This window comes from Actinomadura sp. SCN-SB, assembly GCF_043906805.1.
GTDB lineage: Bacteria > Actinomycetota > Actinomycetes > Streptosporangiales > Streptosporangiaceae > Spirillospora.
In genome coordinates, this window is record NZ_JBIMPP010000080.1 from 22,926 (window position 1) to 32,047 (window position 9,122).

The 9,122-nt window shown below is 70.5% G+C and carries 6 protein-coding genes and 1 pseudogene; 6 read left to right on the forward strand and 1 reads right to left on the reverse strand.

The window, feature by feature from the left end:
- Positions 1–297 precede the first annotated feature (297 nt).
- Genes glf through ACGWYJ_RS33910 form a run of 4 tightly spaced genes read left to right on the forward strand, consistent with a single transcriptional unit; the run spans position 298 to position 5,340 of the window.
- Entirely contained in the window at positions 298–1,467 is a 1,170-nt protein-coding gene (gene glf / locus ACGWYJ_RS33895) for a UDP-galactopyranose mutase (protein WP_395110654.1), read from the forward strand.
- Positions 1,464–3,647 carry a glycosyltransferase gene (locus ACGWYJ_RS33900; protein ID WP_395110655.1) on the forward strand — a complete coding sequence of 728 codons (2,184 nt, stop codon included), beginning with the start codon at positions 1,464–1,466 and terminating at the stop codon, positions 3,645–3,647. The genes glf and ACGWYJ_RS33900 overlap by 4 nt, the downstream gene beginning before the upstream one ends.
- On the forward strand, positions 3,644–4,516 hold the full coding sequence (locus ACGWYJ_RS33905; RefSeq protein WP_395110656.1) for an ABC transporter permease: 873 nt from the start codon (positions 3,644–3,646) through the stop codon (positions 4,514–4,516). Before ACGWYJ_RS33900 ends, ACGWYJ_RS33905 begins: the two co-directional genes overlap by 4 nt.
- Complete coding sequence (locus ACGWYJ_RS33910) at positions 4,513–5,340, forward strand: ABC transporter ATP-binding protein (protein WP_395110657.1); 828 nt, start codon at positions 4,513–4,515, stop codon at positions 5,338–5,340. Before ACGWYJ_RS33905 ends, ACGWYJ_RS33910 begins: the two co-directional genes overlap by 4 nt.
- Here the strand turns inward: ACGWYJ_RS33910 and ACGWYJ_RS33915 are convergent.
- Positions 5,310–6,680, reverse strand: coding sequence for a family 43 glycosylhydrolase (locus ACGWYJ_RS33915; protein ID WP_395110658.1), 1,371 nt, complete (start codon positions 6,678–6,680; stop codon positions 5,310–5,312). The genes ACGWYJ_RS33910 and ACGWYJ_RS33915 overlap by 31 nt on opposite strands.
- Before the next feature lie 178 nt (positions 6,681–6,858).
- On the opposite strand from ACGWYJ_RS33915, the gene ACGWYJ_RS33920 reads away from it, so the two are divergent.
- Complete coding sequence (locus tag ACGWYJ_RS33920) at positions 6,859–8,337, forward strand: sulfatase (RefSeq protein WP_395110659.1); 1,479 nt, start codon at positions 6,859–6,861, stop codon at positions 8,335–8,337.
- Between the two features lie 180 nt (positions 8,338–8,517).
- Positions 8,518–9,122: pseudogene (locus tag ACGWYJ_RS33925) on the forward strand (hypothetical protein); the annotation flags it as partial.

Consider the following 9,122-nt stretch of genomic DNA (forward strand, 5'->3'; position numbering starts at 1 on the left):
ACAATTCAGCCACATCGTGTTCTGCAGGTACGTAGTGCCGCTCTTAGGCGTCCCTATATGCAGGTACACCACGGGCCTGCCCTTGCGCCCGCCTGCCCGCCGCCTGCTCCGGACCACGACAGCTCCAAAGGGATACGGACACACCAGCGACATGTATGACACCGAAGGCTTCGAGCGCGGGGAGCGTAGCCGCCATATCGCGGGTGCGTGCACACCAACTGCTCGGTATCTTAGCCGCGCCCCCGCCACCACTACCGAGCTCCCGTCGCGTTGCCTGCACGGCCCCGGAAGGAACGCATGAATGTCGATCTTGTAGTGGTCGGGTCCGGCTTCTTCGGGCTGACGGTCGCCGAACGCTGCGCCGTCGACCTGGGGTTGCGCGTTCTGGTCCTGGAGCGGCGCGACCACATCGGAGGCAACGCCTACAGCGAGGATGAGCCGCGGACGGGCATCGAGGTGCACCGTTACGGCGCGCACCTCTTCCACACCTCCAACGAGCGGGTCTGGCGGTACGCGAACCGCTTCACCAAGTTCACCGACTACCGGCATCGCGTGTACACGACCTTCAAGAACCGGGTCTACCCGCTGCCGATCAACCTGGGGACGATCTGCGAGTTCTTCGGCCGGGTCTTCACGCCCGACCAGGCGCGCGCCCTGATCGCCGAACAGTCGGCCGAGGTGACCGACCCTCGCAACCTGGAGGAGAAGGCGATCTCCCTCATCGGGCGGCCGCTGTACGAGGCGTTCGTCCGCGGCTACACGGCGAAGCAGTGGCAGACCGACCCCAGGGAGCTGCCCCCGGAGATCATCACACGGTTGCCGGTGCGCTACACCTTCGACAACCGGTACTTCGACGACGTCCACGAGGGGCTGCCGGTCGACGGCTACACGGCCTGGCTGGAGCGGATGGCCGATCACCCGAACATCGAGGTCCGGCTCGGCACCGACTTCTTCGACCTGCGCGCCGGCCTGGCCGGGCGGGTTCCGGTCGTCTACACCGGCCCGCTGGACCGTTACTTCGACTTCGCCGAGGGCGCGCTCGGCTGGCGGACGCTCGACTTCGACCTGGAGGTCAAGCCGACCGGCGACTTCCAGGGGACGCCGGTCATGAACTACGCCGACGAGGACGTCCCGTACACCCGCATCCACGAGTTCCGGCACTTCCACCCCGAGCGGGAGCACTACCCGGACGACAGGACCGTCATCATGCGCGAGTACTCCCGCTTCGCGGGGCGGGACGACGAACCGTACTATCCCATCAACACCCCCGAGGATCGGCGGCGGCTGCTGAAATACCGGGAGCTGGCCCGCGGCGAGAACGGCGTCCTGTTCGGCGGCCGGCTCGGCACCTACCGGTACCTCGACATGCACATGGCCATCGCCAGCGCCCTGAGCCTGGTGGACAACCGGTTGCGCCCTCATTTCGCCGAGGGCGAGCGGCTCGTCAGCGGAGGAGTGGACTCATGACGGCGCTCACCACGGGCACCCCGTCGGAAGGCGGTACCGAGAAGGCCGTCCGGCCCGACGGCGCCGGGCCGGGCCCTGTGTCCACGCCCCGCGTGCTGCACCGAGTGATCCTGCCGGTCGACCGGGACCCGGACGTGCTCAAGCTCTACGTCGAGGGCAACGTCATCCACGGACGGCCCGCCGTCGTGGACGAGGCGGAGACCGCCGCCACCAATGGCGGCACCGACGGCGGCGGGGACGCCGCCACGGACGGTGGCACGGGCACGACCGCGCCGAAGCCCGCCGCCGAGGCGCCGGAGGACGTGGAGGACGGCCTCCGGCCATCGGCCGCCGACAGCGCGGAGATCACCGGCCGCCGCGGCATCCGGGTTCCGCCGGGCGCACGGGTGTCGTTCTGCACCTACTTCAACGCCTTCCCCGCCGGGCACTGGCGGCGGTGGAGCGTCCTGGACGAGGTCCGGCTGCGGCTCACCGTGCGGGGCGAGGCCACCGTCATCGTCTACCGGTCGACGTCCAAGGGGCACGTCCAGCGGGTCGACTCCATCGACGTGGCCTCGGCCGCGCCGGTCGACCACGAGTTCCGGCTGAGCCTGATGCCGTTCATCGACGGCGGCTGGTACTGGTTCGACATTCTGGCCGGCGGGCGTGCCGCCAACCTGGAACAGGCCGAGTGGGTGGCCGACAGCGGCCGCCCGCAGGGACACGCCACGATCGGCATCACCTCCTTCAACCGGCCCGCGTTCTGCCACGAGCAGCTCGCCATGCTGGCCGGCGCGCCGGACGTGCTCGACGTCGTCGACGAGATCCTGGTCGTCGACCAGGGCACCGACAAGGTCGAGGACGCCGAGGGCTTCCCGGTGACGGCGGCGCTGCTCGGTCCCCGGCTGCGCGTCATCCACCAGGCCAACCTCGGCGGTTCGGGCGGCTTCTCCCGCGCCATGGCCGAGACGCTCGCCGGTGGGCGCTCCGACTACGTCCTGCTGCTGGACGACGACGTCATCGCCGAGCCGGAGAGCGTCCTGCGCGCGGTGGCGTTCGGCGACCACGCCCGCAAGCCCACCATCGTCGGCGGGCACATGTTCGACCTCTTCGACCGTCCGGTCCTGCACGCCTACGCCGAGAAGATCGCCCCCTACCGCTGGTGGATGGTGCCCGCGCCGGGCACCGAGTACTGGCACAACCTCGCCCAGTCGACGCTGCGGACGACCCCGTGGCTGCATCAGCGCGCCGACGCCGACTTCAACGGCTGGTGGATGTGCCTGATCCCGGTGGACGTGCTGCGCCGGATCGGGCTCTCGCTGCCGGTCTTCATCAAGTGGGACGACATCGAGTACGGCGTGCGGGCCAAGGCCGCGGGGATCCCCACCGTCCCGCTGCCGGGCGCGGCCGTCTGGCACGTCCCCTGGCGGGACAAGGACAACGACCTCGACTGGCAGTCCTACTTCCAGGAGCGCAACCGGATCATCAGCGCGCTGCTGCACTCCCCGTACGGTCACGCGGGGAACATGATCAAGGAGAGCTTCATCATGGTGACCAAGCACGCCATGGCGATGCAGTACTCCACCGCCGAGCTGATGCTGCGCGGGATCGAGGACGTGTTCCTCGGCCCGGAGAGCCTGCACGCGTCCATCGGAACCAAGCTCCGAGCGCTGCACCAGGTCAGGGCCGGGTTCACCGACGCCAGGCAGCGCTCCGACATCGAGGAGTTCCCGCAGGTCCGCCGGCGCAGGCCGCCTCGCAAGGGGATCGAGGGCACCGCTCCGCCCGCCGGCAGGACCGACACCGTCAAGAAGGCGCTGGTCGCCGGACTCAAACAGCTGCGCCCCGTCGACGATTTCGCGCTGAAGCACCCGCAGACGATCGTGCCGCACGTCACCCAGCGCTGGTGGGTGCTGTCGCGGTTCGACAGCGCCCTGGTGTCGTCGGCCGACGGCACCAAGACCTCGTGGTACCGGCGCGACCCCAAGGCGTTCCGCGAGCTGATGCGGCGCAACAGCGCCCTGCACGCCCGGCTCTACATGGAATGGGACCGGCTGGCCCGCGACTACCGGCGGGCGCTTCCGGAGATCACCGCCCCCGAACGGTGGGCGAAGACCTTCGCGGAGGCCGAGGCGCTGACCAGGCCGGCCGTGGAAGCGACTACGGACACGGAGGCGAACTCGGAGGCGGGCTCGGAATGACGGCGGGGACCGCACCGCCCGCCCCGCCCGGGCTGAGGGATCCGGGCCGGGGCGGAGGAGCGGCCGGCCTCGCCCGCCGGCGCTACCTGCTACGCCTGCTGGTGCGCCGGGAGCTACGGGCCCGTTACCAGGGATCCCTGCTGGGCCTCGGCTGGTCGTACGTCAGGCCCGCGGTCGGTTTCACGGTGTACTTCCTCGCCGTCGGCGTCTTCCTGCGCATGAACGAGAGCATCGAGGACTTCGCCGTCTTCCTGTTCTCCGGCATGGTGCTGATCAACTTCTTCACCGACACGCTGCACGCCGCGACCCGCGCGGTCCGGGGCAACGCGCCACTGATCCGGAAGATCTATCTGCCGCGGGAGCTGTTCCCGGTCGCCTCGGCCCTGGTCTCAGCCGTCCATTTCGTCCCCGGCCTGGTCATCCTGACGTGCGGAGCGGTGATCTCTGGCTGGCACCCGTCGCCCGCCGCCCTCGGCGCGGCGCTGCTCGGTTTCGCCATCGTCGCCGTCCTCGGCATGGCCCTCGGGCTGCTGTGCTCCGCCTACAACGTCTTCTACCGCGACTTCGAGCAGGTCGTGGACGTCCTGGGGATCGTCTTCACCTGGTCGGTCCCGATGATCTATCCCTGGACCCTGGTGCGCGACACCCTGCCCGGCTGGGCCCTGGAGCTCTACCTCGCCAACCCGCTGGCCATCGCCGTCTCGCTGTTCCAGCGGTGCTTCTGGTCGCCGGGGACGGCCGGCGACTTCGAGTTCCCGCCCGGCATCGTCCGTGACGGGCTGATCGCCCTGGTCCTCGCGGGCGCGCTGCTCGCCGTGGCCGCCCGGGTCTTCGACCGCAAGCAGACGCGATTCGCCGAGGAACTGTGACAACGACCGAACCGCCATCCTCGCCGCACGCCGCGCACTCGATCGTGATCGAGGCGGCGACCAAACGCTTCACGCTCCGGCACGCCCGCTCGATCCGCGAGATCAGCATCCGCGCGCTGCGCCGCCGGCCGCTCTCGGACACCTTCAACGCCGTCGACGGGGTCGACCTGACCGTCGATACCGGCTCGACGGTCGCGCTGCTGGGGCTGAACGGCTCGGGGAAGAGCACCCTGCTGAAACTGATCTCCGGGGTGATGACGCCCGACAGCGGCCGGGTACGGGTGCGCGGCCGCGTCGCCGGTCTGATCGACGTGGGCGCCGGTCTCCATCCCGAGCTGACCGGACGCGAGAACGTCTACCTCAACGGGGCCATCCTGGGGATGGGCAAGGAGGAGATCGAGCGCAAGTTCGACGCGATCGTCGACTTCGCCGAGACGGAGGCGTTCCTCGACACGCCCGTGAAGTTCTACTCCGCGGGCATGTTCATGCGGCTGGGCTTCTCCATCGCCGTGCACACCGAGCCCGACGTCTTCCTCATCGACGAGGTGATGGCGGTCGGCGACCCGCTGTTCCGCCGCAAGTGCCGCCAGAAGCTGATGGAACTGCGGCACGGGGGCCTCACCATGGTCATCGTCGCGCACGACCTTCCGCTGCTGCGGGATCTGTGCCGGCGCGGCATCGTCCTCAGCGAGGGCCGCGTCGTCTTCGACGGGCCGATGGAGCAGGCCGCGGACCTGCTTCTGGAGCAACGGAGGAACCGTCAGCTCCGCACAGCGGGGTCACGGCTCGCCGCTCAACCGACCCAGCCCACTACCTCGACATAGGCGATCTGCGCGGATCCCGCGAGCGGACGCAGGCGCACGGTGTTCCACCCGGTTCGAAGCCGGGTCTTCACCTCCGCCACATCTTGCTTCCCTGTGTCCGTCGTCGAGGTCGCCTCCGCTGCCCGAGTCCCGTTGACGGCGACCTCGTGGCGTACGGGCCCGCCCGCGCGCGCGGCGTAGCCGATGCGGATCCGATGCTCACCGGCGGCCGCCGCGAAGACGTCGAACTCGACTGCCGCCCCGTACCGTCTCGCGCGCCGGGCCTCGTACCGGACGGGGCTGCCGTCCACCACCGGCCTGTCACCGGCCCAGGCCAGGCGGGCGACGTACATGGCCCGGGTCACCCGTTCACCGCCGTGGAACTCCACGATCCCGTGGAAGGCGATGTGGTCGCCGCTCCCATCGCTGAAGACGTCCGCCCCGCCGGGGCCGATGAGGTTCCCGTCGTAGCCTTCGGTGGTCATAAGAGGAGCGGGACCCCGTGTGTACGGTCCCGTGATCCTGTCCGCCGTCGCGTATCCGGTCCGGTACGAGGAGTCGAAGAACACTCCGGCCGAGTAGAAGAGGACATAGCGGTCTCCCCGCTTGACCAGGGCCGGCGCTTCGACCAGCGTTGGGTCGACGCGGGGGTCGCGGACGAGGATGCGACGCGGTGTCCCCGCCGTACGCAACCCGTCGGCCGACAGGGGTTGCAGGTAGATGGCCGCCGGGTGCCCGCTGCCATGACCGTCGCTCTTGTAGAGCAGGTAGCGGTTCCCGTCGGTGTCGGTGAACGCGGCCGCGTCGATCGCGTCCGCCCGCGCGGCCGGGCAGACCAGAGGGTCATCGCCGACCGGGCGGAACGGCCCGAGCGGGGCGGGCGAGGTCGCGACACCGATGCACTGCCGCCCGGAGTCCCTGTGCTGGGCCGTGTAGTACAGCAGGAGGATCCCACCCGACCCGGGCGTGACCTCCGGCGCCCAGGTCCGGCCGTCCGCCGCCCAGGGCCCCAGGGACGGCAGGCCGTCCGAGTCGACGCGCCGCCACGGTCCGCCGGGGCTCCGCGCCGTGGCCATGGGCAGCCGCACTCCGCGATCGTTGGTCGCGTAGGCGTAGTAGCCGGCGCCGTGCCGGATGACGACGGGATCGGGAAAGTTGGATGTGATGACCGGTTCGCGCGGCGAGCGCGGCACCGGCACGGCGGGAGCGGAGGCGGGGGGCGAAGCCGTGCCGACCGCTCTGGCCGCCCCCTCGTCCTCGTCCTGGGCGCCTGTGCCTCCCGGCGTTCCGAAGCCGCACAACACGCCGAGGATCGCGAGGGCGAGCAGGGCGGAAACGGGCGCCGTTGCGCCGACCCTCACCCGTGAGGCCGGCACGGAACGGTGCCCGCGGCGCGGTGCCTGGGCAAGCACCCGGCGCGATCGGCGTTGTTGTAGCCTCCTCCGGGACCCCAAGGAATGCCCACGAGGTAACGCATGGGGAGAAAATACCCTGATCATCAGCCGGGGCCCAGGAGCGCCCGGACTGAGAGAGGAATCGATGGTCTGCTCCCGTGCGCGCCCGCGCGTGGTGGCGCTGCTGTCCATCGTGGCGCTGCTCGCCGCCTGCTCATGGGGGCCGGAGACCCCCGTGGCGGCGCCCAAGCCCACAAGGGCGGCCCATCCCAACATCGTCTTCGTGCTCACCGACGACCTGGCGCCGAACCTGATCCAGTTCATGCCGCGCCTCCAGCGACTGCGCGGAAGGGGCGTGGACTTCTCCAAGTTCTTCGTCACCGACTCGGCCTGCTGCCCGTCCCGCGCGACGATCCTCACCGGCAGGCTCCCCCACAACACCGGGGTCCTCAGAAACGTCCCGCCGTCGGGCGGCTACCAGGCGTTCAAGGGACGCGGCAACGAGTCGTCGACGTACGCGGTGAGCCTGGAGCGGGCGGGATACCGCACCGCCATGATCGGCAAGTACCTGAACGGCTACCCGCCCGAGAGCGGCGGCGTGCCGCCCGGATGGTCCGAGTGGTACGTGACCGACCTCGGCTATGACCAGTACGGCTACGTGCTCAACGAGAACGGCCGGGTCGTGCGCTACGGGAACGCCCCGCAGGACTACCTCAACGACGTGATCGCCCGAAAGGGCGTCGACTTCATCAACCGCTCGGCGCAGGCCGGACGGCCGTTCATGCTCCAGCTCAGCACCTTCACCCCGCATCCGCCGTTCGTCCCCGCACCACGGCACGCGCAGACCTTCGCCGGTCTCAGGGCGCCCCGCGGGCCCAGCTTTGACGAACAGGACGCCTCCGACAAACCCCGGTGGCTGCGCCGCGTCCCGCGGCTTTCCGCGCACGACAAGAACCTCATCGACGGCCGCTTCCGTAACCGGGCGCAGTCCGTCCAGGCGGTGGACGAGATGATCGGGCAGATAGAGCAGGCGCTGGCGGCCAACAAAGTGGACCGCGACACCTACATCGTCTTCAGCTCCGACAACGCGCTCCACATGGGCGAGCACCGGCTGGTCGGGGGGAAGATGACCGCCTACGACACCGACATCAGGGTGCCGTTCATCGTCGCCGGACCCGGCGTGCCCGCCGGAAGGACGGTGGACCGGCTCGCGCAGAACACCGACGTGTACGCCACGTTCCTCGAACTGGCCCGGGTGCCGGTCCCGCCCCAGCACGACGGGCGTTCCCTCGCGCCGTTCATCCTGGGCAGGCAGGTGAAGTCCTGGCGCGGCGCGGTCCTCATCCAGCACGCGGGCCCGGTGACCGGCCCGGGCGACCCCGACCGGCCCGAACGGAGGGGTGAGAACCCGCCGAGCTACCGCGCCGTCCGCACCGGCGAGGAACTGTACGTGGAGTACGGCTACGGCGACCGCGAGTACTACGACATGCGGCTGGACCCGCACCAGCTCGACAACGCCGCCACTTCGCCGGCCGGGCCACGGCAGGTGGAACTGAGCCGCCTGCTCCGGTCGCTGGAGCGGTGCGCCGGCGACTCCTGCCGTACGGCCGACGGCGTCTCCTGACCGTCGTGTCGGCGGCCCGCCGGCGCGGCCTGGAAAGGGCTCGATCTCCGGCGGCGTGGCCGATATGGGCGATTTGCGAGGATCGCAAGCGTCGACGGCATCCGCGCCATCGGCGCAAGTATGATCCTGGAAAGCCCCGCCTCCTTGATGCCGACGCATCTCATCGCTACGGAGATTGGCTTGACCCCTCCCAAGACTCCCGAAGACGAGCCTGACAACGCCTGGCCGGCCGACCCCGCCAGCGCGCTGCCGCCGCCACACTGGCTCTCCGGGTCGCCGGATGCGGGCCTTCCCCCGAACGACGGCGAGCTTCTGCCGCCGACCCCCTCCGAGCCGGCCGGCCCGAAGCAGGAGGAGAACACCCGGGCGGTTCCGGCGCCCAGTGCGCCACCGCCGCTGCCCCATGTCCAGCCGGCTCCAGGGGCCGATGAGACCATCGCGGAGCAGACGGACACCCCGGAGGCTCCCGAGGCGGCTTCCGATGCGGACGCCACCTTCGCGGACAAGACGGTGGCGGAACCCCTGCCCTCTCCGCGTCCGGCACCGCCGCCACCGCCGTTCACCCCTGGACCGCCCGCTCCCACGCCACTGCCGTGGGAGGACCCGGCCGCCGCTCTTCCGCCTTTCAACCCACAGGCGGTCTTCGGCCCGTCCGCGCCGGGCGTCCAGGAGCCGCCCCCCACCCCACCGCCGCCCACGCCACCTGTGGGTGAGGCGGCGCCGCCGGGACCTTCCATACCGCCCGCGCAGGCCATGCCGCCCCCGCGGATCCAGGAGCCGTGGCG

Coding starts and splice junctions, on each gene's coding strand:
- glf (WP_395110654.1), top strand. CDS start 298: ATGAATGTCGATCTTGTAGTGGTCGGGTCCGGCTTCTTCGGGCTGACG.
- ACGWYJ_RS33900 (WP_395110655.1), top strand. CDS start 1,464: ATGACGGCGCTCACCACGGGCACCCCGTCGGAAGGCGGTACCGAGAAG.
- ACGWYJ_RS33905 (WP_395110656.1), top strand. CDS start 3,644: ATGACGGCGGGGACCGCACCGCCCGCCCCGCCCGGGCTGAGGGATCCG.
- ACGWYJ_RS33920 (WP_395110659.1), top strand. CDS start 6,859: ATGGTCTGCTCCCGTGCGCGCCCGCGCGTGGTGGCGCTGCTGTCCATC.